The sequence below is a fragment of the Leifsonia sp. 2MCAF36 genome (assembly GCF_052115525.1).
GTDB lineage: Bacteria > Actinomycetota > Actinomycetes > Actinomycetales > Microbacteriaceae > Leifsonia.
Window position 1 is genome coordinate 277,428 of record NZ_JBFRGV010000002.1, and the last position, 26,737, is coordinate 304,164.

Below are 26,737 nucleotides of genomic sequence, written 5' to 3' on the forward strand. Positions count from 1 at the left end.
CTCGTCGGTCAGCCGGGTTGTGGACGGATCAGCCCGACAAAATGCCCGCGACGTCAGCCCAGCGCGTCGAGCCAGATCTTGCGGGCGTCCAGCGCCTCCTGCGCAGCCTTCACCTTGGAGCTGTCGCCGGTCGCCTGCGCGTCGGCAAGCTCCTGCTCGAGCTTGGCGATCGCCGCGTTGAGCTGACTGGCCAGTCCCTCCGAGCGCGCCTTCTTCTCCGGGTTGTTCTTCTCCCAGTGCTCCTCGTCGAGACGGCGGACCGCCGCTTCGATACGGCGGAGGCGGTCTTCGATCGGGCGGACCTGATCGCGTGGAACCTTGCCGATCTGGTCCCACCGCTCCTGGATGGAGAGCAGCTGGGCGCGGGCGGTCTCACGGTCGGTCGCTTTCAGCAGCGGCTCAGCCTTTTCGAGAAGGGCGAGCTTGAGCTGGAGGTTGTCGTCGTACTCGGCGCTGTCGCGCGCGTCCACCTCGGCTTTGGCCGAGTAGATCGCGTCGCCGGCGGCCTTGAAGCGCGCCCACAGGGCGTCGTCGTTCTTCTTGCCCGCCCGACCGGCGGCCTTCCACTGGTCGAGCAGTCGGCGGTACTCCGGCACACCGTCCGCGCCGAGGGGGATGAGCTTCTCGGCTTCCTCGATCAGCGCGTTCTTGCGGTTGCGCACGTCGCGGTGCTGCGTGTCGAGCTCGGCGAAGAACGCCTTGCGGTTGTGCTCGATGGTCGCACGCGCGGCACGGAACCGCTTCCACAGCTCGTTCGCCTCGTTCTTGGGCAGGCGCGGGCCGTCGTGCTGGTGCGCCTGCCAGCGGGCGAAGAGCTCGTCCAGGGCGGTGCTCGTCGTCTTCCACTGCGTGCGTGCGGGGTCCTGCGCGGCGAGGGCCTCCGCCTCGTCGACGATGGCGGTGCGCTCGGCGATCGCCGCCTCCACCGCGGCCTTGGCCTCGGCGGTCTGCTGCTCGGTCAGCTCTTCGACGGTGCCGCCCAGCGCATCCAGCCGTACTTGGAGCGAGGCGAGGTCGCCGACCGCGTTGGCGCCCTCGACGGACTTCCGCAGGTTCGCGACGGACTTGGCGATGTCGGCGGCCGGAGCGCCCCGACGGGCGCGCTGCTCGAGCAACCCGACCTGGCCGGCGAGGTCGGTGTACTTGCGCTCGAAGTATGCGAGCGCCTCCTCCGCCGTACCGTCGGGGTACTCGCCGACGACGCGTTCGCCGTCGCCCTCACGGACGTACACGGTCCCGGTGTCGTCGACCCGACCCCAGGGGTGCTGTTCAGAAGTAGCCAAGAGCCTCACCTTGCTGCTGCGCGATGCGGGCGGGATGCCGCCCCACGTTGGGTTTCAGCCTATTGCACGTGCCGGGATCACTGCAGGGTGAAGGTGTCGATGGTGGTCGGCACCGTGGGCTTCCCGTCGGTCGTGCCGCCCTGGACACCCTTGTCGGTGACCTGCGCCTTGAGCTGATCGAGGCCCGAGGTCACCTGCCCGATGACGGTGTAGCCGCCGGCCGGGTCCGCCGGGATGGTGGTGTCCTCGTAGACGATGAAGAACTGGCTGCCCTGGCTGCTGGCGTTGTTGCTCTGACGCGCCATGGCGATCGTGCCCGCCTTGTAGACGTTGTCCGTCGGTGCGTTCTCGATCGGGCCGTAGGAGTACCCGGGTCCGCCGGCGCCGGTGCCCTCCGGATCGCCGCACTGCAGCACGTAGAAGCCGCCGTTCGTGAGGCGGTGGCAGGTGAGCCCGTCGTAGAACTTCTTTTGGACGAGCGAGACGGTCGACGAGACCGCCTGCGGGGCGGCGGCGCCGTCGAGGGAGATTCCGAGCGGGATGCCGTTGATGGTCATCGTGCCGGTCCAGGTGCGGTCCTCGGCGAGCGTCTTGGACGGCACGGCGCCGGCCGACGGCGAGGCGGTGGGTGCGGCGGACGGCGACGCAGAGGAGGACGCCTTGGCCATTCCCGGTCCCGCCGAGAAGTAGAGGAGCTGGGTGCCGACCGCGAGAGCGACGATCACCACAGCCGCGATTCCGGCCACCCAGTTGTCACGCTTGCGGCGCTTGACCTTGTGCTCGTGGACGGTCTGGCGCGCCTGGTAGGCGCGGAGCCGTTCCCGCGCCTGTCGCGCTTCGCGGTCGTTCTGCTTCGGTGCCACGTCAAGTCCTCCGGCGGTCCGTACGGGGGATGTCCGCGAGGCCTCGCCCGCTGGATCATGGAGAACCCTATCCGGCCGACCTATGGAGGACCAACTCGCCGTCATCGGGCGCGCGCCTTCCCCGGGGGCAGTGTCGGTGGCGGCGACTACTCTTGACGAGTGGTCGATGTGCAACCTGGGCTCCGCACCGGAGCGACTCCTCTCGCGGTGCGCATGCGCCCGAAGTCGCTCGACGAGGTCGCCGGTCAGCGCCACCTCCTGAAGCCCGGCTCGCCGTTGGTGGCTCTCGCCTCCGACAAAGAGGGGCAGTCCGGCTCTGTCTCCGTCATCCTGTGGGGTCCGCCCGGCACGGGCAAGACCACGCTGGCGCAGGCGATCGCGCATTCCTCGGGTCGCCGCTTCGTCGAACTCTCCGCGGTGACCGCCGGCGTGAAGGATGTCCGGCTCGTGATGGACGAGGCCCTCTCGACCCGCGATCTCTACGGCGTCTCGACGGTCCTCTTCCTCGACGAGATCCACCGTTTCACCAAGGCGCAGCAGGATGCGCTGCTTCCGGGAGTCGAGAACGGCTGGGTCATCCTGGTGGCCGCGACCACCGAGAATCCGTCGTTCTCGGTCATCTCTCCGCTGCTCTCCCGGAGCCTGCTGCTGACGCTGGAGACACTGAGCGACGACGACCTCGGTGTCGTCATCGACCGCGCCGTGACCGACGAGCGCGGGCTGGGCGGCCAGTACACCCTCGAGCCGGAGGCGCGTGCCGCCATGATCCGCCTGGCGTCGGGGGACGCGCGACGTGCGCTCACGGCGCTGGAGGCAGCTTCCGTCACCGCCGCGTCCTCGACGCCGGCCACGTCCAAGAAGAAGCCGGTGATCACGGCGGAGCTCGTCGCTCAGGCCGTCGACCGCGCGCTGCTGCGCTACGACCGCAACGGCGACGAGCACTACGACGTGATCAGCGCGTTCATCAAGTCGGTCAGGGGCTCCGACGTGGACGCCTCCCTGCATTACCTCGCGCGCATGATCGAGGCGGGGGAGGACCCGCGCTTCATCGCACGGCGGATCATCGTTCTGGCGTCGGAAGACATCGGGATGGCCGACCCGCAGGCTCTGGTGATCGCGATCGCAGCCGCCGACGCTGTGCAGATGATCGGGATGCCGGAGGGGCGCATCCCGCTCGCGCAGGCTGTGGTGCACTTGGCGACGGCGCCCAAGTCGAACGCCTCCTATCTGGCGCTCGACGCCGCCATCGCCGACGTGCGGGCCGGGAAGATCGGCCGGGTGCCGAAGCACCTGCGCGACGCCCACTACTCCGGTGCGAAACGCCTCGGTCATGGCAAGGGCTACAAGTACCCGCACGACGACGCGCTGGGGGTGCTGGAACAGCAGTACCTGCCCGACGAGCTGAACGGCACGACCTACTACACGCCCACAGAGCACGGCAACGAACGCGACGTGTCCGCGCGGCTCGCCAAGCTGCGCCGGATCGTGCGCGGACGCTGACTGCGCTCTGCTATCATTGATCCGCCTACAACTGTGTCCGGGGTGCGGCTGCCACGTACACAGTTCGACGGGACTGGCCCTGTAGCCGGGCGTCCCTGGCGACAATCCCTCTCTCTGCGGGGCACGCGTCTATACCTGCATGTGCGCCCGCATCCACTACTTCAGAGAGAAATCGAAAGGAAACCGTGTCTTCACGTTCCCGCAGCAAGACCCGCGAGTCGCGGGCCCTGGGCATCCCGCTCACCCCGAAGGCGGCGCGCTACATGGAGAAGCGCCCCTACGCTCCGGGTGAGCACGGCCGCACCAAGCGCAAGGCCGACTCCGACTACGCGGTGCGTCTGCGCGAGAAGCAGCGTCTGCGCGCCCAGTACGGCATCCGCGAGAAGCAGATCAAGATCGCCTTCGAAGAGGCCCGCCGCACCAAGGGCCTGACCGGTGAGAACCTGGTCGAGCTCCTCGAGATGCGCCTCGACGCCCTCGTGCTCCGTGCCGGCTTCGCCCGCACCATCACGCAGGCCCGTCAGTTCGTCGTGCACCGCCACATCCTGGTAGACGGCCAGCTCGTCGACCGGCCCTCGTTCCGCGTCAAGCCGGGCCAGCTCATCCACGTCAAGGCCCGCTCGGAGGGCACCGAGCCCTTCCAGGTCGCGGCCGCCGGCGGTCACCTCGACGTCCTGCCGAAGACCCCTGGCTACCTCGAGGTCGAGATCGACAAGCTCCAGGCCCGCCTCGTGCGCCGCCCGAAGCGTGCCGAGGTCCCCGTGACCTGCGAGGTCCAGTTGGTCGTCGAGTACTACGCGGCCCGCTGAGGCACAGCGTCTTCACTCCCGGAACGGGGTCGCGGCATCACGCCGCGGCCCCGTTCCGCGTTCCCGCAGCCCGTTCGTACGGCTACGCTTGACCGGTATGCCCGTGGCGGAATGGAAGGAGCCCACATGTCCGGTGGAGACATCGCAGGGTTGATCGCGGCCCTCGTGTTCGCGGTCCTCGTCGGCTTCATCGCCATTCCGCTGATCAAACTGGGGCGGGTGCTCGACCAGACGCGCGCCGCGATCAAAGAGGCGAGCGACGGCATCACGCCGATCCTCGACGAGACGGCGACGACCCTGCAGGAGACGAACAAGCAGCTCGCCCGGGTCGACGTCATCACGAAGAACGTGGCGGATGTGACCGGCAACGTCTCCGCCCTGGTGGCCCTGTTCGCCGCCACGGTCGGCGGTCCGCTGATCAAGCTGGCCGGATTCAGTGCGGCCGTCCGCGCCGCCTTCACGGCCGCCGGCGGGTTCGCCTCCCGTGGTGCCTCGTCTTCCCGGAAGCGTCGCAGCGACTCCCACTAGACTTTGTTCTCGTGCGTCGCGCGCCCGCGCGCGGCGTCGTCCAGAGAGGGAGGATCAGCATGAAGAGTTTCCTGTGGCTGCTCATCGGTGTCGCCGTCGGCTTCGCCGTCGCCCACCAGGTCAACGAGACCAAAAAGGGTCGCGAATTCTTCAGCAGCATGGACCAGAAGGCACGCGATTTCGGCGAGGCCGTCTCGGACGGCTACCGCCAGCGCGAGGCCGAGATCCGTTCGGCCATCCAGGGCGACTGACGCCCCGTCCTCCCCATACTCCGACTTCGATCGACCGGAACCCATGCAGACCGCTGAAATCCACCGCCGCTGGCTCGACTTCTTCGCACAGCGCGGCCACACCGTCGTCCCCTCCGCTTCGCTGGTGAGCGACGACCCGTCGCTGCTGTTCACGGTGGCCGGAATGGTGCCGTTCGTGCCGTACCTGACGGGCGTGGTGCCGGCGCCGTTCCCGCGCGCGACGAGTGTGCAGAAGTGCATCCGCACGCTGGACATCGACGAGGTGGGTAAGACCCCCCGCCATGGGACGTTCTTCCAGATGGCGGGCAACTTCTCGTTCGGCGACTACTTCAAGGAGCAGGCCATCACGTTCGCGTGGGACCTGCTGACCACCTCGGAGGACGACGGCGGACTCGGCTTCGACCCGAAGGACCTGTGGGTCACGGTGTACGAGGAGGACGACGAGGCGCGCGAGATCTGGCAGCGTGTGTCGACCCTCCCGCCGGAGCGCATCCAGGACCTCGGCAAGGAGACCAACTACTGGTCCACCGGCCAGCCCGGACCCGCGGGCCCCTGCTCGGAGATCTTCTTCGACCGCGGTCCGGCGTACGGCATCGACGGCGGTCCGGCGACGGATGACGACCGCTACGTCGAGATCTGGAACCTGGTCTTCATGCAGTACCTCCGTGGCGAGGGCGACGGCAAGAAAGACTTCGAGATCCTCGGCGACCTGCCGAAGAAGAACATCGACACGGGTCTGGGGCTGGAGCGCGTCGCCTTCATCAAGCAGGGCGTCGACAACATGTACGAGATCGACCAGGTGCGTCCGGTGCTCGACCGTGCTGCCGCGCTCGCGCGCAAGCCGTACGGCAACGAGGCGCACGAAGACGACGTACGTCTCCGGGTGGTCGCGGACCACGTCCGCAGTGCCCTCATGCTGATGGCCGACGGCGTCACACCATCGAACGAGGGCCGCGGCTACGTGCTCCGGCGGCTGCTTCGTCGCACCGTGCGCGCGATGCGCCTGCTCGGGGTCGAGACGGCGACCTTCCCTGAGCTGTTCCCGGCTTCGCGCGACGCGATGAAGGCGGCGTACCCGGAGGTCGGCACCGAGTTCGACCGGATCTCCCAGCTGGCGTATGCGGAGGAGGAGACGTTCCTGCGCACCCTCGCGGCGGGGACGAGCATCCTCGACACCGCGGTCGTGACGACGCAGAAGGAGGGCCGGAAGCAGCTCGCGGGCGACACGGCCTTCCTGCTGCACGACACCTACGGCTTCCCGATCGACCTCACGCTCGAGATGGCGGAGGAGGCGGGACTCAGCGTCGACCGTTCCGCGTTCGACAAGCTGATGTCCGACCAGCGCTCCCGGGCCAAGGCGGACGCGAAGGCGAAGAAGACCGCGCTGGCCGACCTGTCGGTCTACAGCTCGTTCCGCTCGCTCGGTGAGACGGTTTTCACCGGCTACACGGAACTGGAGACGGAGTCGAGCGTGCTCGGCCTCATCGTCGACGGCCGCTCGGTCGACCGGGCGCACGAGGGCCAGGTCGCGGAGATCATCCTCGGCGCGACCGCACTCTACGCCGAGTCGGGCGGTCAGGATGCTGACGCCGGAACCATCGTTGGGCCGGGCTACGAGCTCGAGGTGCTCGACGTGCAGAAGCCCGTCAAGGGCCTGATCAGCCACAAGATCCTGGTCCGCAGCGGCGATGTCGGCGTCGGGGCGCCCGCGACCAGCATCGTGGACGCGGACTACCGTCGCGGGGCGCGACAGGCGCACTCCGGCACGCACATCATCCACGCGGCTCTGCGTCAGGTGCTCGGCTCGAACGCGCACCAGTCCGGTTCGTACAACAAGGCCGGCTACCTGCGCCTCGACTTCTCGTGGAACCAGGCGCTGTCGGCCGAGACGCGGAGCGAGATCGAGGAGATCTCGAACAGCGCCATCCGCCAGAACCTCGAGGTCACCACGCGCGAGCTGCCGCTCGCCGAGGCCAAGTCGCTGGGCGCCATGGCACTGTTCGGCGAGAAGTACGGCGACGTCGTGCGCGTCGTCGACATCGGCGGACCCTGGTCGCGCGAACTCTGCGCCGGCACGCACGTCGCGACGAGTGCGGAGATCGGGATGATCAACCTGGTCAGTGAGTCGTCGGTCGGTTCGACGAACCGCCGTGTCGAGTCGCTGGTCGGCTTGGAGGCGTTCAAGGACCTCGCGGTGGAGCGGACGATCGTGTCGCAGCTGTCGGGCTCGCTGAAGACGCCGCGCGAGCAACTGCCGGAGAAGATCGCCGACCTGATGGCGAACCTCAAGGCCGCTGAGAAGCGCATCCAGGCGTTCGAGGCCCGGGCCGTGCTCGACAAGGTCCCTGCGCTGGTGCAGTCCGCCAGCCGTCGCGGTTCTGTCATGGTCGTCGCCGAGGATGCGGGGGCGCTGAACACCGCGGACGACCTGCGACTGCTGGCGACGACGGTCCGGGAGCGGCTGGGCTCGGATGCTTCGGCCGTGGCCCTGGCGGCCCGCGCGGGCGGGAAGCCGGTCGTCATCGTCGCCACCAACCAGGCGGCGCGCGACGCCGGGGTCAACGCGGGCGCGCTCGCCAAGACTGCGGCCGGCATTCTCGGCGGCGGAGGCGGCGGCAAAGCCGACCTGGCGCAGGGCGGCGGCACGGACGCTGACGCGATTCCGGCGGCGTTGAGCGCGGTCGTGTCGGCGATCGGATAGCACCGGGTGCGCAACGGAGTGCGGGTCGGCGTCGACGTCGGGAAGGTGCGGATCGGCGTGAGCCGGTCCGACCTCCACGGGATGCTGGCCACCCCCGTCGAGACCGTCGCGCGCTCCAAAGATGCTGCGGATCGCCGGAGGATCGTCGAGATCGTCGGGGAACTCGGAGCCTTTGAGGTTATCGTCGGGCTGCCCCTCGCACTCTCGGGCGCGCACACCGCCTCTACGGCGGACGCGGTCGGTTTCGCCGAGGCGCTGGCCGCGGAGGCGGGCGTCCCCGTTCGACTCGTCGACGAACGTCTGTCGACCGTGTCGGCGACGAACGCGCTCCGCGCGTCGGGCAGGAACACGAAGAAGGCGCGTCCCGTGGTGGATCAGGTGGCGGCCACGATAATTTTGCAGCACGCCCTCGACGCGGAACGAGCCACAGGCCGTCCGCCGGGTGACACCGTCGAAACGAGCATTGGACAGTAGCTTGTCTCAGAACCCCCAGGAGCGGCCGGAGCCGCCCGCTTTCCCGGCCGTGAACCGGCCGCCGACGCCCGAGCAGGCGCCCGCGACGGACTCGGCCTCGGGAGCGGGGCGACCGCCGATGACGCGTCGCGAGGCCCGAGCCGCGCGCGAGGCGCAGCAGCAGGCCCAGCAGCAGCAGGCCCAGCAGCAGCAGGCGGAGCAGCAGCCGCAGTCGCCGATCTCGTCCCCGATACCGACGATGGAGTCGCCGTCCGACCGTGCTGCGCTGGCCGGGCTGGACTTCGATGCCGTCATCACCGGTCCGATCGCGCAGGTCGAAGAGCCGCAGCCGGTGGGTGCCGCCGTCCGTCACGGGGCCGAGGAGCAGTCGCCCTCGCACCACGACCATCCTGCGCGTACTGTGTTCGGAGTGCTCGAGGACACCGAAGACGACACCGCGCTGGACGGGCATCCGCTCATCTGGAGGCAGCAGAACTACGTATCGCACGACGAGCCGCCGAAGAAGCGCCGCTGGGTGAGGCGGCTCATCGTCACCGTCGTGATCCTCGGCATCCTGGGCGGCCTCGGGGGCGGCGCGTACGCCATCTTCCAACCGCAGATCGTCAAGGTGCAGAACGCGCTGTTCCCGCCGGCGAACGACTACAAGGGCAGCGGCAGTGGTGAGGTCATGTTCACCATCAAATCGGGCGACGACGGCTCTACGATCGCGAAGAACCTGGCGAAGTCCGGCGTTGTGAAGACCTACGACGCCTTCTATTCGCTGCTCCTGCGTCAGAAGCCGGAGGTCCAGTTCCAGCCCGGTGTGTTCAAGCTCGCCAAGCAGATGAGCGCGGCCGCCGCCCTGGCCTCCCTGGAGGACCCGGGCTCCCGGGTGCAGAACACGGCCGTCATCCCCGAGGGGACGGCTGAGAAGGACATCCTGCAGACGGTCGCCGACGACACGAAGATCCCGCTCGCCGACCTGCAGTCCGCCGCGGCGAACCCCGCGGCGTACGGGCTGCCGGCGGAAGCGAAGTCGCTCGAAGGCTTCCTCTTCCCGGCGACCTACACGTTCGCGCCGGGCACGACGGCGCAGCAGGCCATCAAGACGATGGTCGACCGGATGTACCAGTCGCTGGACGCGGCGGGCGTCGCTCCCGAGAACCGCTGGAACACGGTCGTGCTGGCGTCGGTCGTGCAGCGCGAGGCCGGCCTCAAGGACGACTACCCCAAGGTCGCCCGCGTGTTCCTGAACCGTCTCGCGCAGGGCTGGGACCTCCAGTCGGACGCGACAGTGGCGTACGGCACCGGCCACACCGACCGCGTGACGACGACGGACGCTGAGCGTGAGGACGCGAGCAACCCGTACAACACGTACGCGCACTCCGGCCTGCCGGTCGGTCCGATCTCCAACCCGGGCGACCTGGCGATCAACGCGGTACAGCATCCCGCCGACGGGAGCTGGATGTACTTCGTCACCTGGAACCTCCAGACCGGAGAGACGATCTTCTCCACCACCCAGGCCGAGCACGATGCCGCGGTGGAGAAGTGGCAGCAATGGATGAAGGACAACCCTGGCTTTGGATGACACGAATGACCGACCGCGCGACGAAGACCTGGCGGAGCCGGCCGTCCTCGAGGACGGCGATCTGACGGAAGCAACGGACGGCGGTGACGTGGCCGACGGCGAGCCGGCCGACGGTGAGCCGGCGGTCGAGGACGGGCTGCCGGAGGCGTCGGCTGAGGCAGCGATCGCGGAACTCGTCGAGGCGGAGCGCCAGGCCCAGGCCGAGGAGGCCGCTGTGGCCGAGGCGGAGGAGGCGGTCGAGCGGGAAGAGCGCGACGAACTGGACGAGGAGCCCGCGACCGCGCCCGCCCCCGCCCCAGCGCCGGCGAAGTCCGCAGCGAAGTCGCCCGCGAAACCGCGTAAGGCGAAGGCCGCCAGCCGTCGCCTCGCGGTGCTGGGCTCGCCGATCGGGCACTCCCGGTCGCCCCAGCTGCACCGCGCCGCCTACGACGCGCTCGGTCTGGACTGGTCGTACGACGCCGTGGATGTGACCGAAGACGGACTCCCGGACTTCATCGAGGGCCTGGGCCCGGAGTGGCGCGGCCTCTCCCTGACGATGCCCCTCAAGAAGGCGGTCCTCCCGCTGCTGGCGGAGACGGACCGCATCGCCGGCCAGACCGGCGGCGCGAACACCGTCCTGCTGGACGGAGAGGATCTCCGCGGGTTCAACACCGACGTTGCCGGCATCGTCCGTGCCGTGCAGGCGGCGGGTCTCGGCGAGACGCGTTACGTGCACATCCTCGGCGGGGGAGCGACTGCAGCGTCCGCACTCGTCGCCGCGGCAGAGCTCGGCGCCGAGCGCGTCGACGTGCACGTCCGCGACGTGGCACGCAGCGCCTGGATCGACCCCCTCGCCAACGAGCTCGGCCTCCGGGCGCGCATCCGTCCGTTCGCGCAGGCGGACCGCTCCCTCGACGTGCCCGACCTCGTCATCAGCACCCTCCCGGGCGGCACGGCGACGGAGGCGGTGTACACCGACTCCACGCGCCGCCGCTCGATGCTCCTCGACGTGGCCTACGAGCCGTGGCCGACGCCGCTGGCGCGCCAGTGGGAGGCCGTCGACGGTCGCGTCGTCTCCGGTCTCGCGATGCTGGCGCACCAGGCGCTGCTTCAGGTGCGCATCTTCGTCTCGGGCGACCCGCTCCAACCGCTCCAGGACGAGCAGAGTGTTCTGGCGGCCATGCTGGAGGCGGTCGGAATCGACGAGCAGGGCGCTCCGCTGGAGGACTGAGCAGACCCTTCAGCGGCGCGTCACAGAGGGCCACCGCGCGCGGGCGGCTCATCGCGCTGTGCCAGAATCGAAGAATGCTTCGTTGGCTCACGGCCGGGGAATCCCACGGCCCCGAACTCATCGCCGTCCTGGAGGGACTCCCCGCCGGGGTCCCGGTGTCGCTGGACGCCATCCGCGCCGATCTGGCCCGGCGCAAGCTCGGCTATGGGCGCGGTGCGCGCATGAAGTTCGAGCAGGACGCGCTGGACATCTCCGGCGGCGTGCGTCATGGCTTCAGCCTCGGCAGCCCGGTCGCCCTGCGCATCGGCAACACCGAGTGGCCGAAGTGGGTGGATGTGATGAGCCCCGAGCCGGTCGACCCGGCCATCCTCGACTCCGGTCGCGGCGCACCGCTGACGCGTCCGCGTCCCGGGCACGCCGACCTGGTCGGGATGCAGAAGTACGGCTTCGACGAGGCCCGTCCGGTGCTGGAGCGCGCCAGCGCCCGCGAGACCGCCGCACGCGTCGCTCTCGGGGCGATCGCCAAGTCGTTCCTCAACGAGCTCGGCGTCACCCTGGTCAGCCACACGCTCTCGATCGGCCCCGTCCGGGTGCCGGAGGACGCCCCGCTGCCGCGTCCGTCCGATGTCGACACGCTCGACGGCGACCCACTGCGCTGCTTCGACGCGGCGACCTCGGAGCGGATGGTGGCGGAGATCGACGCCGCCCACAAGGACGGCGACACGCTCGGCGGGGTCGTCGAGGTGCTCGCCTACGGCCTCCCGCCGGGGCTCGGCTCGCACGTCCACTGGGATCGCAAGCTCGACGCGCAGCTCGCCGCCGCCCTGATGGGCATCCAGGCGATCAAGGGCGTGGAGGTCGGAGACGGCTTCCTCACCACGACCCGACGCGGGTCGGAGGCGCACGACGAGCTCCTCGCCGAGGACGGCACCATCGTCCGCACCAGCGACAAGGCGGGCGGTACTGAGGGCGGCATGAGCACCGGCGGCGTGCTGCGCGTCCGGGCCGGGATGAAGCCGATCGCGACCGTGCCGCACGCGCTGCGGACCGTGGATGTGTCCACCAGCGAGGCCGCTGCGGCCCACCACCAGCGGTCCGACGTCTGCGCCGTGCCCGCCGCGGGCGTCGTCGCAGAGGCAATGGTGGCCCTGGTGCTGGCGAACTCGGTGCTGGAGAAGTTCGGCGGCGACTCCGTTGCCGAGACCGCACGCAACCTGCGCGGCTACCTCGACAGCATCCCGCAGAACCTCACCACGGAGCGCACGAGCGCTCCGTACGCCTGAGCGCGCTATGACCTCCCGAAAGACAGCAGCCTCGAACACCGCATCCCGCACCACCATCGCTCTGATCGGTCCGCCGGCCGCGGGCAAGTCGCGCGTCGGCAAGCGGCTGGCGAAGCGGCTCCACCTCCCGTTCGTCGACACCGATGCGGTCGTCGTCGCCGGGCACGGTCCGATCCCGGAGCTCTTCGCGAGCCACGGCGAGCCCTACTTCCGCGAGCTGGAGCGGGTCGCCGTCGCGGAGGCGCTGGGCCGGCCCGGTGTGGTCTCGCTCGGCGGGGGAGCGGTGCTCGACCCGGCCACGCAGTCAGACCTGGCCGACGTGCGGGTCGTCCTGCTGACCGTCCGCCCGGAGGCGATCGCCAAGCGCATCACCAACGGAAAGCGCCCGCTGATCACGGACCTGGACTCGTGGAAGCGGCTCGTCGCCTCCCGGATAGACCTCTACCGATCGCTGGCCGACTACACCGCGGACACGTCGTCCCGCCCCATCGACACCATCGTCGCGGAGATCGCCGCCTGGGCCGCGGATACGGAAGGACACGCATGACCGACGCACCCACCGAGATCCTCGTCTCGGGCACCGAGCCCTACCCCGTCCTCATCGGACGCGGCCTGCGCTACGACATCGGCCCGCAGCTGGGCACCGGTGTGAGCAAGGTGCTCGTCGTACACCCGCCGACATTGGGCGCCGCGGCAGCCGAACTGCGCGAGTCGCTGGTCGACCGGTACGAGGTGCTGCTGGCCGAGATCCCGGACGCGGAGGCGGCGAAGCGCGTCGAGGTCGCGTCGTTCCTCTGGCAGATCATGGGCCAGGCCGACTTCACCCGGTCCGACGCGGTGATCGGTTTCGGCGGCGGCGCGGTCACCGACCTCGCCGGGTTCGTGGCCGCCACCTGGCTGCGCGGGGTGAAGCTGATCCAGGTGCCGACCACGCTGCTCGGGATGGTGGATGCGGCGGTCGGTGGAAAGACCGGGATCAACACGGCCGAGGGCAAGAACCTCGTCGGTGCGTTCTATGCGCCCGCTGCGGTGATCTGCGATCTCGACACCCTCACCTCGCTTCCGCGCAACGAGCTGCTCGCCGGTTTCGCCGAGGTCGTCAAGTACGGCTTCATCGCGGAACCGGAGATCCTGAGCATCCTGGAGGCGGATGTCGAGCGGGCGACCGACCCGGAGTCGCCGGAGTTCCGCCGGCTGGTGGAGCTGTCCATCGGCATCAAGGCGCGCGTCGTGGGGGAGGACTTCACCGAGCAGGGCCTGCGCGAGATCCTCAATTACGGCCACACCCTCGGGCACGCCATCGAGCATGCGGAGCGCTACCAGTGGCGGCACGGCGCTGCGGTCTCGGTCGGGATGGTCTTCGCCGCCGAACTGGCGCGGCTGAGCGGCCGACTGGGCGACGAGGTGGTGGACCGGCACCGTCGCATCCTGGAGTCGCTGACCCTGCCGGTGACGTATCCGCTCGGCCGCTGGCAGACTCTCCTGGCGACCATGCAGCGCGACAAGAAGGCGCGGGGCAGTATGCTGCGCTTCATCGTGCTCGACGACGTGGCCCGGCCGACCGTGCTGGCCGGCCCGGACCAGAGCCTGCTGTTCGCCGCATACCAGGAGGTGGGTTCGTGACGGCCAAAACGGTGCTTCAGCGGTTCCAGGCGAAGGCCGGTGACGGCATCGCGCTGATCGCCGCCAGCCACGACGATCGTGCACTGCTCGGCCCGCTGCCGGATGGGACGACGGAGGCGGGCGTCGCGTCGGCGGCCATCGTCGGGACCGTCGTGCGGTCGCGCGGTGAACTGCTCGCCCGCTACGCGGAGCAGCTGCCGGTCGCGGCGGACGCCCGCGCCGTCTGGGTCGTGTACCCGAAGGGCGGCCGTGCGGATGTCAACCGTGACGTCGTCGCGGCGGAGGCTCGGGCGTTCGGCTGGCGTGCCGTGAGCAACATCGCGGTCGACGACGTCTGGTCGGCCGTGCGGGTCCGCCCGCTGAAGGACGGGGAGGAGTGACATGACCGACATCCTGGTGCTCAACGGACCCAACCTGGGCCGCCTCGGCACGCGTGAGCCCGACGTCTACGGCTCGGGAACGCTCGACGACCTCCGCGCCCTCCTGCAGGAGGACGCGGCAGGCGACGCGATCGACCTCCGGCAGACCGACGACGAGGGGCAGCTGCTGCGCTGGCTGCACGAGGCCGCCGACTCGGGCGCGCCCGTCATCCTGAACGCCGGCGCCTGGACGCACTACTCGTTCGCGCTGCGGGATGCGGTGTCGCTCGTCACAAAGGCGGGGGGCACCGTGATCGAAGTGCACCTGTCGAATCCGCACGCCCGGGAGGAGTTCCGGCACACCAGCGTCATCAGTGCGGTGGCGACCGGCGTGATCGCCGGGTTCGGCTTCGAGTCGTACCGGCTGGCCCTCGCGATCATTCGCCGAAACGGGCGCTGACGTCTAGAATCTTGTGGGGCCGCTGCGCGCGTCCCGCCGTGGGCCGCCTCTGAAGGAGCGCGGCGACCACCCGCATCTTCACACCGAACGAACGGAACATCCCCTTGGCTTCAACCGCTGACATCAAGAACGGCGTCGTCCTCAGCATCGACGGGCAGCTCTGGAGCGTGATCGAGTTCCAGCACGTCAAGCCGGGCAAGGGCGGCGCGTTCGTCCGCACCAAGCTGAAGAATGTCACGACCGGCAAGACGGTCGACCGCACGTACAACGCGGGCGCCAAGATCGAGATCACCAACGTCGACCGCCGCGACTACCAGTACCTGTACCAGGACGGCGCCGACTTCGTCTTCATGGACACGTCCGACTACGACCAGATCACCATCCCGGGCCCGGTCGTCGGCGACTCCGCCAACTTCATGCTCGAGAACCAGAACGTCACGGTCGCGCTGCACGAGGGATCGCCGCTCTACGTCGAGCTCCCGGCATCCGTCGTGCTCGAGATCACCTACACCGAGCCGGGCCTGCAGGGGGACCGCTCCACCGGCGGCACCAAGCCGGCGACGGTCGAGACGGGCTACCAGATCCAGGTCCCGCTGTTCCTCGAGACCGGCACGAAGGTCAAGGTCGACACCCGCACGGGCGACTACCTCGGCCGCGTCAACTAAATGAGCGCTCGGACGAAGGCGCGCAAGCGCGCGCTCGATGTGCTCTACAGCGCCGATCTGCGGCAGACACCGCTCCGGCAGGCGCTCGCGACCGAGGCCGAGCGGGCGGCGAGTCAGCCCTCACGTGAGGCGTCGTGGCTGTACGCCCGCGAGATCCTCGACGGCGTGATCGAGCACCAGGACGAGATCGACGAGCAGATCGAGACGTACGCCCAGGGCTGGACGCTGGCCCGCATGCCCGCAGTCGACCGCGCGATCCTGCGCATCGGCGTCTGGGAGGTGCTCTTCAATGACGAGGTGCCGGAGGGCGTCGCGATCTCGGAGGCCGTCGAGGCGGCGACCGTGCTCTCGACCGACGACTCCGCCGGCTTCGTGAACGGGCTGCTCGCCAAGATCGCGCAGAGCAGGACCGCGTGACCGGCCGGCTGCGCCGTGCCGCAGCGGCGGCCGTCCTGGCCATCGGCGTGGTGACCAGCGTGGCGGCCTGCTCGCTGCTGGGCGGAGCATCCAACGTCCCGGTGGCGACGGATGCGCCCCCGAAAGGCACCGACGGCGCTGTCGACTTCGACGGCGGTTTCATCACGGTCGGCTCCGGCGCGAAGAAGGTCGACATCTGGTTCGACGCGATGTGCCCGGTGTGCGGCGCGTTCGAGCAGGCGAACGGCGCGACCATCGCTGGGGCGGTCGACGACGGGTCCATCACCCTGCGGCTGCACCCACTGACGTTCCTCGACGCCGCCTCCAATGGCACCGGGTACTCGACGCGCGCGGCCGCAGCGCTGACCTGTGTCGCGGTGACGGACCGGAACGGCGTGCTGCCGTTCTACCAGGCGCTGTTCACCCACCAGCCGGAGGAGAACTCCGACGGGCTCACCGACAAGGAGCTCGCCAAACGCGCGAGCGACGCGGGCGCGGGGAACATTTCGTCCTGCCTCGCCGACAGCGGGCCGTACCAGGCGTGGGCTCAGGCCAACACGGCGAACTCGAAGAAGGGCCCGATCACCGTCGACGGCAAGAAGGCGCTCGACACGATCAAGGGCACTCCGACGGTCCTCGTGAACGGCAAGCAGTACCCCGGCGGCGTGAGCGACAAGAAGGCGTTCGCCGAGTTCCTCGCCGACCACTGAGCCCGTCCGCAGTCCTGCGGCGGACAACGGAGGAGTTCCCGGCCCGACGGGCCACGAACTCCTCCGTTTCCAGTTTTTCAGGGGGTGCCCGGCCCGAATCTCCTCCTTTGGCCTCCGTGAGGAAAACGGAGGAACTCAGGGCTGGCGAGGTCACGACGGCGGCCAGCGGAGGAGTCTTGACCGAGTCCGGCGGCAAACTCCTCCGTCGGCCGCGCCGGGGAGCGGGGTCGGCTCGGCGACGCGGGCGAGGTCCTGCTAGGGTTGAGGTGATTAGGCATCCTTTAACAGCCGTCCTGTGAGGCGGGGAAGGAGGTCGGCATGACAGCGCGAACCGTGCTGCAGCAGGCTGACATCGCCCGGGCGTTGACTCGGATCTCCCACGAGATCCTGGAGTCCAACCGGGGAACGGACGATCTGGTGATCCTCGGGATCCCGACCCGCGGCGTGGTGCTCGCGCGGAGGATCGCCGAAAGCATCCAGCGCATCGAGCCGGCGGCGGTCGCGTCGCCTGCCGACATCGTGGGCTCGCTGGACGTGACGATGTACCGCGACGACCTGTCGCGGCATCCCACCCGCACCCCCCAGCCGACCTCGCTGCCTGGCCCGATCGACGGTAAGACCGTTGTGCTGGTGGATGACGTGCTCTTCTCGGGCCGCACCATCCGGGCCGCGCTCGACGCCCTCAGCGACCTGGGCCGACCGCGCGCGGTGCGACTCGCGGTGCTGGTCGATCGCGGCCACCGCGAGCTGCCCATCCGGGCCGACTTCGTGGGCAAGAACCTGCCGTCGGCGGCGTCCGAGCGGATCTTCGTGCGGCTCACCGAGGTGGACGGCGAGGAGTCGGTGACCATCGACGAGGCCGCCACCACCGACGAGCACGCGGCCGGGGTGACCGCATGAGGCACCTGCTGTCGACCCGCGACCTGCCGCGCGATGAGGCCATCCAGCTGCTCGACGTCGCGGAGGACATGGCGGATGTTCAGGAGCGCGAGGTCAAGAAGCTGCCGACGCTGCGCGGCAAGACCGTCGTGAACCTCTTCTTCGAGGATTCCACCCGCACCCGCATCTCGTTCGAGGCGGCCGCGAAGCGGCTGTCGGCCGACGTCATCAACTTCTCTGCGAAGGGTTCCAGCGTCTCCAAGGGCGAGAGCCTGAAGGACACCGCGCAGACGTTGCAGGCGATGGGCGCGGATGCGGTGGTCATCCGGCACGGCTCGTCCGGCGCCCCGCACACGCTGGCGGCGAGCGGGTGGATCGACGCGGGCATCCTGAACGCCGGCGACGGCACGCACGAGCACCCGACGCAGGCGCTTCTCGACGCGTTCACCATGCGGCGCCGTCTACACGGCTCCGCGTCCCGCGGGCGGGACCTCGACGGGGTGGGGGTCGCGATCGTCGGCGACATCCTGCACTCCCGGGTGGCCCGCTCCAACGTCTGGCTGTTGCAAACCCTTGGCGCGCACGTCACCCTGGTCGCCCCGCCGACGCTGCTGCCGGTGGATGTGTCCGGCTGGCCGGTCGAGGTGGGTTACGACCTGGACGACGCGATCGCCGCCGGGCCGGACGTCGTGATGATGCTGCGCATCCAAGCCGAGCGGATGAACGCGGCGTTCTTCCCGACCACACGCGAATACGCACGGCGCTGGGGGCTCGACGAGGAGCGGTTGGCGCGTGTGAAGGCCGATAGCATTGTGATGCACCCTGGGCCGATGAACCGCGGGCTGGAGATCTCGGCCGCGGCCGCGGACTCCCCGCGCTCCACGGTCCGGGAGCAGGTCGCGAACGGTGTCTCCGTACGGATGGCTGCCCTCTACCTGCTGCTGTCGGGTGGCGGTCGTGAGCAGGTGATGAGGTGAGTGTGGACAGTTTTCTGATCGGCGGCGCGACGCTGGCCGACGGCAGCCGGGCCGACCTGCTGGTCGACGGCGGCCGGATCGCTGAGGTCGGCACGGGCTTGAGCTCCGCCGGCGCGACGGTGATCGACGCCGACGGCCTGCTGGCCCTTCCGGGCCTGGTCGACCTCCACACGCATCTGCGGGAGCCCGGCTACGAGCAGAGCGAGACGGTCCTCACCGGGACGCGCGCCGCGGCGGCCGGTGGGTTCACCGCCGTGTTCGCGATGGCGAACACGTCGCCGGTGGCCGACACCGCCGGTGTGGTCGAGCAGGTGCTGAGCCTGGGCGAGGCCGCCGGTTACGCGACGGTCCGCCCGATCGGCGCGGTCACGGTCGGCCTCGACGGCGAGCGGCTCGCCGAGCTGGGTGCGATGGCGCAGTCCCGTGCCCGGGTCCGCGTCTTCTCCGACGACGGCAAGTGCGTCTCCGATCCGCTGCTGATGCGTCGCGCGCTGGAGTACGTGAAGGCGTTCGACGGCGTGATCGCTCAGCACGCCCAGGAGCCGCGCCTGACGCAGGGCGCCCAGATGAACGAGGGCGCGCTCTCCGGCGAGCTGGGCCTGACCGGTTGGCCGGCGGTCGCCGAGGAGTCGATCATCGCCCGGGATGTGCTGCTCGCCGAGCATGTCGGCTCGCGCCTGCACGTCTGCCACGTCTCCACCGCCGGAAGCGTCGACGTGATCCGCTGGGCGAAGGCCCGCGGCATCGACGTCACCGCAGAGGTCACACCGCACCACCTGGCGCTGACCGAAGAGCTGGCGACCGGATACGACGCCCGCTACAAGGTGAACCCGCCGCTGCGCAGCCGTGAGGACGTCGAGGCACTCCGTGCGGGACTCGCCGACGGCACGATCGACATCGTCGCGACGGACCACGCGCCGCATCCCATAGAGGCGAAGGACTGCGAGTGGGATGCTGCGGCGTTCGGCATGGTCGGCCTCGAGTCGGCGCTGTCCGTCGTGCAGGCGAGCGTGGTCGACAACGGCTTGCTCGGCTGGGCGGATGTCGCCCGCGTGCTCTCCGCGACCCCGGCCCGCATCGGCCGCCTGCAGGGTCACGGCGGTCCGCTGGAGGTGGGCGCCGCCGCGAACCTGTTCCTCTACGACCCGACCGTCTCGCGCACGTTCGCGACCGGCGACCTCGCCGGGAAGGGCGTCAACTCGCCCTACCTCGGTCTGACGCTGCCGGGCCGAGTCGTCGCGACGTTCCACCAGGGCCGGCCGACGGTGCTCGACGGCGTCGTGCGCGCTGCCGAGGAGGTGGGCGCACGTGGATAAGCTGCTCCCCGCTCTCGGCATCCTGGCGGTCGTCATCGTCGTCCTCGCTCTCGCGGTCGTCGGCTGGCGCCGGCGGGTGCAGCGCGACAGCGGTGCCGGCGGTGGCTACTCCACCCCGGGCACGCTGAGTGCTCCGACCGCCGAGGCGGACGTGCTCTACGTCGCAACGACGAAAGCCGGTCAGCACCTGGAGCGCCTTGCGCTGCCCGGCCTGGCCTTCCGAGGTGCGGCCACCGTGTCCGTCCGTCCGGAGGGCGTCACGCTCGCGGTGACCGGAGAGTCGCCCGTCTTCGTGCCGTCGGCGGTCGTCAGCGGCGTCGGTGCGGCGAGCGTCGCGATCGACCGCGCCGTCGAGCGCGACGGTCTGCTCCGCCTGGGCTGGACCACCAGCGGCGGCACCGCCGCCGACAGCTACTTCCGGGTCGTCGACCCGGCCGGTCGCGCGCAGCTCGCCGCGGCCATCGAAACGATCGTCCCGCGGGCGGATGCCCCGGATGAGGCGGGCACGTCCCGCCCGAACGACAAGGAGGTGTGACGTGCTCGCAGCAGAACCAGCGGTGCTCGTCCTCGAAGACGGAACCAGGTACGTCGGCCGGGCCTATGGCGCGCGCGGACGCACCCTCGGCGAGGCGGTCTTCGCGACCGGCATGACCGGCTACCAGGAGACCCTGACCGACCCGTCGTACGCCGGGCAGATCGTCCTGCAGACCGCGCCGCACATCGGGAACACCGGGACCAACGACGAGGACATGGAGTCGCGCCAGATCTGGGTCGCCGGCTACGTGGTCCGCGAGCCCAGCCGTGTGGTGTCGAACTTCCGCGCCCAGCGCAGCCTGGACGACGACCTGATCGCCCAGGGCGTCGTCGGGATCAGCAGCATCGACACGCGCGCCGTGACCCGTCACATCCGCTCGGCCGGGGCCATGCGCTCGGGCATCTTCTCGGGCGACGACTTCGAGCTCAGCGACAGCGAGCAGCTCGACCTGGTGCGAGCGGGCGCTTCGATGAAGGGCCGCAACCTCTCGGCCGAGGTCTCGACGGTCGAGCCGTACACGGTCCCGGCGGTCGGCGAGAAGGTCGGCTCGGTCGCAGTCCTCGACCTCGGGGTCAAGAAGTCGACCGTCGAGAACCTCGCCGGACGCGGCCTCGACGTGCATGTGCTCCCGCAGCAGGTGTCCGCTCAGGATGTGCTCGGTCTCGGAGTCTCCGCTCTGTTCTTCTCGAACGGCCCCGGCGACCCGCAGGCCTCCGACAAGCACGTCGCCCTGCTGCAGGAGACGCTCCGCGCGGGTCTGCCCTACTTCGGCATCTGCTTCGGCAACCAACTGCTCGGCCGCGCGCTGGGTCTGGACACCTACAAGCTGCCGTTCGGCCACCGCGGGATCAACCAGCCGGTGCTCGACAAGAGGACAGGCCGGGTCGAGATCACGGCCCAGAACCACGGCTTCGCCGTCAAGGCGCCGATCGACGAGGCCTTCGACTCGCCCGCCGGTTTCGGCCGCGTCGAGGTCAGCCACTTCTCCCTCAACGACAACGTCGTGGAGGGACTGAACTGCCTCGACCTGAACGCCTTCAGCGTCCAGTACCACCCGGAGGCGGCGGCCGGTCCGCACGACGCCAATTACCTCTTCGACCGCTTCCTGGACATGATCAAGGAACAGCACGGTCAGTCCGCAACGAAGAACGACCAGGAGAACGCCTGATGCCCAAACGCGACGACATCGACTCCGTCCTCGTCATCGGTTCCGGCCCGATCGTCATCGGCCAGGCGGTCGAGTTCGACTACTCCGGCACGCAGGCCTGCCGCGTGCTGAAGGCGGAGGGCGTGCGCGTCATCCTCGTCAACTCCAACCCGGCGACGATCATGACCGACCCCGACTTCGCCGACGCCACCTATGTCGAGCCGATCACCTGGGAGGTCATCGAGACCATCATCGCCAAGGAGCGGCCGGACGCGATCCTGCCGACTCTGGGCGGTCAGACCGCGCTCAACGCGGCCATGCAGCTGCACGAGCACGGCATCCTGGAGAAGTACAACGTCGAACTGATCGGCGCCAAGTTCGAGGCCATCCAGAAGGGCGAGGACCGCCAGATCTTCAAGGAGCTGGTCGTCGAGGCCGGCGCGGAGGTGGCGCGCTCGCACATCGCCCACACAGTGGACGAGGCGCTCGAGTTCGCCGAAGACCTCGGCTACCCGCTCGTGGTCCGGCCGTCGTTCACGATGGGCGGCCTCGGCTCCGGCTTCGCCTACAACCCGGAGCAGCTGCGCCGGATCGCCGGCGACGGCATCCACCAGAGTCCGACCAGCGAGGTGCTCCTGGAGGAGTCCATCCTCGGCTGGAAGGAGTACGAGCTCGAGCTCATGCGCGACACGGCCGACAACACGGTCGTGGTGTGCTCGATCGAGAACGTCGACCCGGTCGGTGTGCACACCGGCGACTCGATCACCGTCGCCCCGGCGCTGACGCTGACCGACCGCGAGTACCAGCGGATGCGCGACATCGGCATCGACATCATCCGTGCCGTCGGCGTCGACACCGGCGGCTGCAACATCCAGTTCGCGGTGAACCCCGAGAACGGCCGGATCATCGTCATCGAGATGAACCCGCGCGTCTCCCGCTCGTCGGCACTCGCGTCGAAGGCGACCGGCTTTCCGATCGCCAAGATCGCGGCGAAGCTGGCCATCGGCTACCGGCTGGACGAGATCCCGAACGACATCACCAAGGTGACGCCGGCGAGCTTCGAGCCGACGCTCGACTACATCGTCGTCAAGGTGCCGCGGTTCGCGTTCGAGAAGTTCCCGGCCGCCGACCCGACCCTCACCACGACCATGAAGTCGGTCGGCGAGGCGATGGCCATCGGTCGGTCGTTCACGAGCGCGCTGCAGAAGGCGCTGCGGTCGCTGGAGAAGCGCGGCTCCTCGTTCCACTGGGGTCAGCAGACGCGCACCGTGGATGAGCTGCTCGCCTCGATCGCGACGCCGACCGACGGTCGCATCGTCGACGTGCAGCAGGCGCTCCGCCTGGGCGCGACGCCCGAGCAGGTCTTCGAGGCGACCAAGATCGATCCCTGGTTCATCGACCAGATCGTGCTCATCAATGAGGTCGCCGAGCAGCTCCGCGATGCGCCGACCCTGGACACCGAGACCCTGCGCTTCGCCAAGGACCACGGCTTCTCCGACGCCCAGATCGGCGAGCTGCGCGGCTTCGGCGAGGCCGACGTCCGGGAGGTGCGCCACATCCTCGGCGTCCGCCCGGTCTACAAGACGGTCGACACCTGCGCGGGCGAATTCCCGGCGCAGACGCCGTACCACTACTCCAGCTACGACCTGGAGACCGAGGTGGAGCCGAGCGACAAGCGCAAGGTCGTCATCCTCGGCTCCGGCCCGAACCGCATCGGGCAGGGCGTCGAGTTCGACTACTCGTGCGTGCACGCGTCGTTCGCGCTGCACGACGCCGGGTTCGAGACGATCATGATCAACTGCAACCCGGAGACGGTGTCGACCGACTACGACACCAGCGACCGGCTCTACTTCGAGCCGCTGACGCTGGAGGACGTCCTGGAGGTCATCCACGCCGAGTCGGAGTCCGGCGAGCTGGTCGGCGTCGTCGTGCAGCTCGGCGGCCAGACCGCGCTCGGGCTCGCGAAGGGCCTGGAGGCCGCGGGCGTGCCGATCCTCGGAACGACGCCGGACGCGATCGACCTGGCGGAGGAGCGCGGACTGTTCTCGGGCATCCTGGACGCCGCAGGCCTGGTCGCGCCCCGTAATGGCACCGCCGTCGACTACCCGACGGCTCTGCACGCCGCCGAGCAGATCGGCTACCCGGTGCTGGTCCGCCCCAGCTTCGTGCTCGGCGGCCGCGGCATGGAGATCGTCTACGACAACGCCTCCCTCGCCGACTACTTCGAGCGCGTCGCCGGTCAGGGGATCGTCGGGCCCGCGCATCCGCTGCTCGTCGACCGGTTCCTCGACGATGCGATCGAGATCGACGTCGACGCGCTCTACGACGGCGAGCAGCTCTACATCGGCGGCGTGATGGAGCACATCGAGGAGGCCGGCGTCCACTCCGGCGACTCGTCGTGCACCCTCCCGCCGATCACGCTCGGCCGTCGCGAGATCGACCGTGTGCGTGAGGCGACGCTGAAGATCGCCGAGGGGATCGGTGTGCGCGGCCTGCTCAACGTGCAGTTCGCCGTCGCCGCCGGTGTGCTCTACGTGCTGGAGGCGAACCCGCGCGCGTCGCGGACCGTCCCGTTCGTGTCGAAGGCGCTCGGCATCCCGCTCGCGAAGGCGGCTTCGCGGATCATGGTCGGCGAGACCATCGCCGGACTGATCGCCGAGGGTCTCCTTCCCGAGGACGACGGCTCGCTGATCCCGATGGACTCGCCGGTCGCCGTCAAGGAGGCCGTGCTCCCGTTCAAGCGCTTCCGCACCGCCGAAGGCACCGTGGTCGACTCCGTGCTCGGCCCGGAGATGCGCTCGACCGGCGAGGTGATGGGCATCGACAAGGACTTCCCGACCGCGTTCGCGAAGAGCCAGTCGGCCGCGTACGGCGGCATGCCGCTGAGCGGCACGGTCTTCGTCTCCGTCTCCGACCGCGAGAAGCGGGCCATGGTGCTGCCGGTGCTCCGCCTCCACCAGCTCGGCTTCGAGATCGTGGCGACCGAGGGCACCGCCGAGGTGCTCAACCGCAACGGCATCGAGGCGCGCATCGCGCGCAAGCACAGTGAGGCGCAGGAGACGGGCGGGGACTCGATCGTCGACATGATCAACCGGTCCGAGGTGGATGTCGTGATCAACACCCCGAGCGGGCGTTCGGCGCGCGCGGACGGGTACGAGATCCGCGCGGCCGCTGTCGCGGCGGACAAGCCGCTGTTCACGACCATCGCGGAGCTGAGCGCCGCTGTCGCGTCGCTGGACGCCATCCGCGACGGCTTCGACGTGAAGTCGCTGCAGGAGTACGCACTGGACCGGGCCGCTCGCGCATGACGGCGGCTCCGGCATCCGGGGCCGCCGCCTCCGCTTCTTCGCCCGCCTTCGGTGAGCGTCTCGCCGGGGCGTTCGCAGAGCGCGGCCCGCTCTGCGTCGGCATCGACCCCCACGCCCACCTGCTGGAGGAGTGGGGGCTGCCGGCGTCGGCCGATGGCCTGCGCTCCTTCGGGCTGAGGGTGGTCGAGGCCGTGTCCGGTCGGGCCGGGATCGTCAAGCCGCAGGTCGCGTTCTTCGAGCGGTTCGGCGCTGCCGGCTATGCCGCGCTCGAGGACGTGCTGGCCGCCGCGCGCGACGCGGGCCTGCTCGTCATCGCGGATGCGAAGCGCGGCGACATCGGCACCAGCGTGACGGCGTACGCGGAAGCGTGGCTGACGCCGGGCTCGCCGCTGGAGGCGGACGCCATGACCGCGGCCGCCTACCAGGGCGTCGGCTCGCTGACCGACGCGATGACGCTGGCCGAGCGCGCCGGCAAGGGGCTCTTCGTCCTCGCCGCCACCTCCAACCCGGAGGCCGCGGCGATTCAGCAGGCGATCGTGCAGACGGGGGAGCGGGCGGGACACTCCGTCGCTCGTGCCATCATCGAAGACGTGCATTCGTTCAACCAGGAACAGTCGGGGTCTCGCCCGTTCGGGTCCGTCGGGCTGGTACTCGGCGCGACCGTCGAGCTGGCCGACTACGGGATCGACGTGACGACGGCGGGGGAGCGGACGCCCGGGCTGCCGGTCCTTGCGCCCGGCTTCGGGCACCAGGGCGCGCGGGTCGAGGACGCCGCACGCCTGTTCGGGTCGCTGGCGAGCGGAGTGATCGTCAGCGAGTCGCGCGGGCTGCTCAGTGCCGGCCCGCAGGGGCTCGCGGCTGCTGTCGAGCGTCGTGCGGAGGAGGTGCGCGCCGCGCATGTCTGACCGCCCTGCACCCCCCGAGGTCGACCGCCAGGCCGCATCGCAGGCCGCCGTCGCCGCGCGCCGGGCGCGTGCCGCCGTGAAAGCATCCATCGCCTCCCGCGAGGTCTCGCCGCTGACCGTGCTCGACCACGCCACCGCGGACCCGGAGGGCGTCGAAGGCCGGCTGCGCGTGACCGAGTTCCTGCTCAGCGTCCCGGCCATCGGGGCGACGAAGATGCAGGAGGCGCTCACTCGTCTCTCCATCTCGCCCGCCAAGCGGCTCGGCGGCCTCGGCCGGCACCAACGGCTGCGGCTGCGGCAGTTCCTGATCGAGCGGGAGAACCGCAGCGACCGCCAGCGGAACCGGCTCGTCGTGCTCGCCGGCCCGACGGCGGTCGGCAAGGGCACGGTCTCCACCTACATCCGCGAGAACTACCCGGATGTGCTGCTCTCCGTCTCCGCGACCACCCGTCAGCCGCGCCCCGGCGAGGTCGACGGCGTCAACTACTACTTCGTCGACGACGCCGAATTCGACCGGATGATCGTCGAAGGCGAACTGCTCGAGCACGCGACGGTCCACAACGCGTACCGCTACGGCACGCCGCGCGCTCCGATCGACAAGGCCCTGGCCGCCGGGCGCAGCGTCCTGCTCGAGATCGACCTGCAGGGAGCGCGCCAGGTGCGTGCGTCGATGCCCGAGGCGCGGCTGATCTTCCTGCTGCCCCCGACCTGGGAGGAGCTGGTCCGGCGCCTGATCGGCCGGGGCACCGAGGAGGCCGCGGAGCAGCAGCGCAGGCTGGAGACGGCGAAGGTCGAACTGGCCGCCCAGGACGAGTTCGATTACAAGGTCGTCAACCACGACGTCGCAGAGGCCGCCGGTGAGGTCGTAGACTTGATGAAGGTCCGCGCGGCGTCGTCGCGTCCGTGAGCCGTCTCTCCGCGCCGTCACCGGCGCGCCCACCGTCCCCGGTCGCCTGACGCGGCCGTC

The 26,737-nt window shown here is 69.9% G+C and carries 26 protein-coding genes; 24 read left to right on the forward strand and 2 right to left on the reverse strand.

Annotation, left to right across the window (positions count from 1 at the left end):
* Positions 1–53: 53 nt before the first annotated feature.
* The gene (locus AB4079_RS04885) at positions 54–1,283 is read right to left on the reverse strand and encodes a DUF349 domain-containing protein (RefSeq protein WP_441786161.1); all 1,230 of its coding nucleotides are present in this window, start codon (positions 1,281–1,283) and stop codon (positions 54–56) included.
* 77 nt (positions 1,284–1,360) lie between these two features.
* On the reverse strand, positions 1,361–2,146 hold the full coding sequence (locus AB4079_RS04890) for a peptidylprolyl isomerase (RefSeq protein ID WP_441786162.1): 786 nt from the start codon (positions 2,144–2,146) through the stop codon (positions 1,361–1,363).
* A 159-nt stretch (positions 2,147–2,305) separates the two neighbouring features.
* Between AB4079_RS04890 and AB4079_RS04895 the strand changes: the two genes are divergently transcribed.
* From AB4079_RS04895 to gmk, 24 genes are all read left to right on the forward strand, one after another.
* A complete protein-coding gene (locus tag AB4079_RS04895) occupies positions 2,306–3,646 on the forward strand; it encodes a replication-associated recombination protein A (RefSeq protein WP_441786163.1) in 1,341 nt (446 codons plus the stop codon).
* A gap of 185 nt (positions 3,647–3,831) precedes the next feature.
* Entirely contained in the window at positions 3,832–4,455 is a 624-nt protein-coding gene (rpsD, locus tag AB4079_RS04900; RefSeq protein ID WP_441786164.1) for a 30S ribosomal protein S4, read from the forward strand.
* 126 nt (positions 4,456–4,581) lie between these two features.
* Entirely contained in the window at positions 4,582–4,983 is a 402-nt protein-coding gene (locus tag AB4079_RS04905) for a DUF948 domain-containing protein (protein WP_441786165.1), read from the forward strand.
* 59 nt (positions 4,984–5,042) lie between these two features.
* Positions 5,043–5,234 carry a hypothetical protein gene (locus AB4079_RS04910; protein ID WP_441786166.1) on the forward strand — a complete coding sequence of 64 codons (192 nt, stop codon included), beginning with the start codon at positions 5,043–5,045 and terminating at the stop codon, positions 5,232–5,234.
* Positions 5,235–5,277: 43 nt separating this feature from the next.
* A complete protein-coding gene (gene alaS, locus AB4079_RS04915; RefSeq protein WP_441786167.1) occupies positions 5,278–7,935 on the forward strand; it encodes an alanine--tRNA ligase in 2,658 nt (885 codons plus the stop codon).
* A 6-nt stretch (positions 7,936–7,941) separates the two neighbouring features.
* On the forward strand, positions 7,942–8,409 hold the full coding sequence (gene ruvX / locus AB4079_RS04920) for a Holliday junction resolvase RuvX (protein ID WP_441786168.1): 468 nt from the start codon (positions 7,942–7,944) through the stop codon (positions 8,407–8,409).
* Between the two features lies 1 nt (position 8,410).
* Positions 8,411–9,976 carry an endolytic transglycosylase MltG gene (mltG, locus tag AB4079_RS04925; RefSeq protein ID WP_441786169.1) on the forward strand — a complete coding sequence of 522 codons (1,566 nt, stop codon included), beginning with the start codon at positions 8,411–8,413 and terminating at the stop codon, positions 9,974–9,976.
* Positions 9,969–11,186 (forward strand): shikimate dehydrogenase, encoded by a 1,218-nt coding sequence (locus tag AB4079_RS04930; RefSeq protein ID WP_441786170.1) that lies wholly within the window; start codon positions 9,969–9,971, stop codon positions 11,184–11,186. The genes mltG and AB4079_RS04930 overlap by 8 nt, the downstream gene beginning before the upstream one ends.
* Before the next feature lie 74 nt (positions 11,187–11,260).
* A complete protein-coding gene (aroC, locus tag AB4079_RS04935) occupies positions 11,261–12,469 on the forward strand; it encodes a chorismate synthase (protein WP_441786171.1) in 1,209 nt (402 codons plus the stop codon).
* Between the two features lie 7 nt (positions 12,470–12,476).
* On the forward strand, positions 12,477–13,016 hold the full coding sequence (locus tag AB4079_RS04940) for a shikimate kinase (RefSeq protein ID WP_441786172.1): 540 nt from the start codon (positions 12,477–12,479) through the stop codon (positions 13,014–13,016).
* A complete protein-coding gene (aroB, locus tag AB4079_RS04945; RefSeq protein WP_441786173.1) occupies positions 13,013–14,092 on the forward strand; it encodes a 3-dehydroquinate synthase in 1,080 nt (359 codons plus the stop codon). The genes AB4079_RS04940 and aroB overlap by 4 nt, the downstream gene beginning before the upstream one ends.
* Positions 14,089–14,472 (forward strand): hypothetical protein, encoded by a 384-nt coding sequence (locus AB4079_RS04950; protein ID WP_441786174.1) that lies wholly within the window; start codon positions 14,089–14,091, stop codon positions 14,470–14,472. Before aroB ends, AB4079_RS04950 begins: the two co-directional genes overlap by 4 nt.
* 1 nt (position 14,473) lies before the next feature.
* Positions 14,474–14,911 (forward strand): type II 3-dehydroquinate dehydratase, encoded by a 438-nt coding sequence (locus tag AB4079_RS04955; RefSeq protein WP_441786175.1) that lies wholly within the window; start codon positions 14,474–14,476, stop codon positions 14,909–14,911.
* 104 nt (positions 14,912–15,015) lie between these two features.
* Entirely contained in the window at positions 15,016–15,576 is a 561-nt protein-coding gene (gene efp, locus AB4079_RS04960; RefSeq protein WP_441786176.1) for an elongation factor P, read from the forward strand.
* Entirely contained in the window at positions 15,577–15,993 is a 417-nt protein-coding gene (gene nusB / locus AB4079_RS04965) for a transcription antitermination factor NusB (RefSeq protein ID WP_441786177.1), read from the forward strand.
* On the forward strand, positions 15,990–16,703 hold the full coding sequence (locus AB4079_RS04970) for a DsbA family protein (protein ID WP_441786178.1): 714 nt from the start codon (positions 15,990–15,992) through the stop codon (positions 16,701–16,703). The genes nusB and AB4079_RS04970 overlap by 4 nt, the downstream gene beginning before the upstream one ends.
* Positions 16,704–17,021: 318 nt before the next feature.
* Positions 17,022–17,603 carry a bifunctional pyr operon transcriptional regulator/uracil phosphoribosyltransferase PyrR gene (gene pyrR / locus AB4079_RS04975; protein WP_441786179.1) on the forward strand — a complete coding sequence of 194 codons (582 nt, stop codon included), beginning with the start codon at positions 17,022–17,024 and terminating at the stop codon, positions 17,601–17,603.
* Positions 17,600–18,559: an aspartate carbamoyltransferase catalytic subunit gene (locus tag AB4079_RS04980; protein ID WP_441786180.1), complete on the forward strand. Its 960-nt coding sequence runs from the start codon at positions 17,600–17,602 to the stop codon at positions 18,557–18,559. The genes pyrR and AB4079_RS04980 overlap by 4 nt, the downstream gene beginning before the upstream one ends.
* 2 nt (positions 18,560–18,561) lie before the next feature.
* Positions 18,562–19,875, forward strand: coding sequence for a dihydroorotase (locus AB4079_RS04985; protein ID WP_441786181.1), 1,314 nt, complete (start codon positions 18,562–18,564; stop codon positions 19,873–19,875).
* Positions 19,868–20,410 carry a PH-like domain-containing protein gene (locus tag AB4079_RS04990; protein ID WP_441786182.1) on the forward strand — a complete coding sequence of 181 codons (543 nt, stop codon included), beginning with the start codon at positions 19,868–19,870 and terminating at the stop codon, positions 20,408–20,410. The genes AB4079_RS04985 and AB4079_RS04990 overlap by 8 nt, the downstream gene beginning before the upstream one ends.
* A complete protein-coding gene (carA, locus tag AB4079_RS04995; RefSeq protein ID WP_441786183.1) occupies positions 20,370–21,578 on the forward strand; it encodes a glutamine-hydrolyzing carbamoyl-phosphate synthase small subunit in 1,209 nt (402 codons plus the stop codon). Before AB4079_RS04990 ends, carA begins: the two co-directional genes overlap by 41 nt.
* A complete protein-coding gene (gene carB, locus AB4079_RS05000; protein WP_441786184.1) occupies positions 21,578–24,865 on the forward strand; it encodes a carbamoyl-phosphate synthase large subunit in 3,288 nt (1,095 codons plus the stop codon). The genes carA and carB overlap by 1 nt, the downstream gene beginning before the upstream one ends.
* Positions 24,862–25,770, forward strand: coding sequence for an orotidine-5'-phosphate decarboxylase (gene pyrF, locus AB4079_RS05005; RefSeq protein ID WP_441786185.1), 909 nt, complete (start codon positions 24,862–24,864; stop codon positions 25,768–25,770). The genes carB and pyrF overlap by 4 nt, the downstream gene beginning before the upstream one ends.
* On the forward strand, positions 25,763–26,677 hold the full coding sequence (gene gmk / locus AB4079_RS05010) for a guanylate kinase (RefSeq protein WP_441786186.1): 915 nt from the start codon (positions 25,763–25,765) through the stop codon (positions 26,675–26,677). Before pyrF ends, gmk begins: the two co-directional genes overlap by 8 nt.
* Positions 26,678–26,737: the final 60 nt, after the last annotated feature.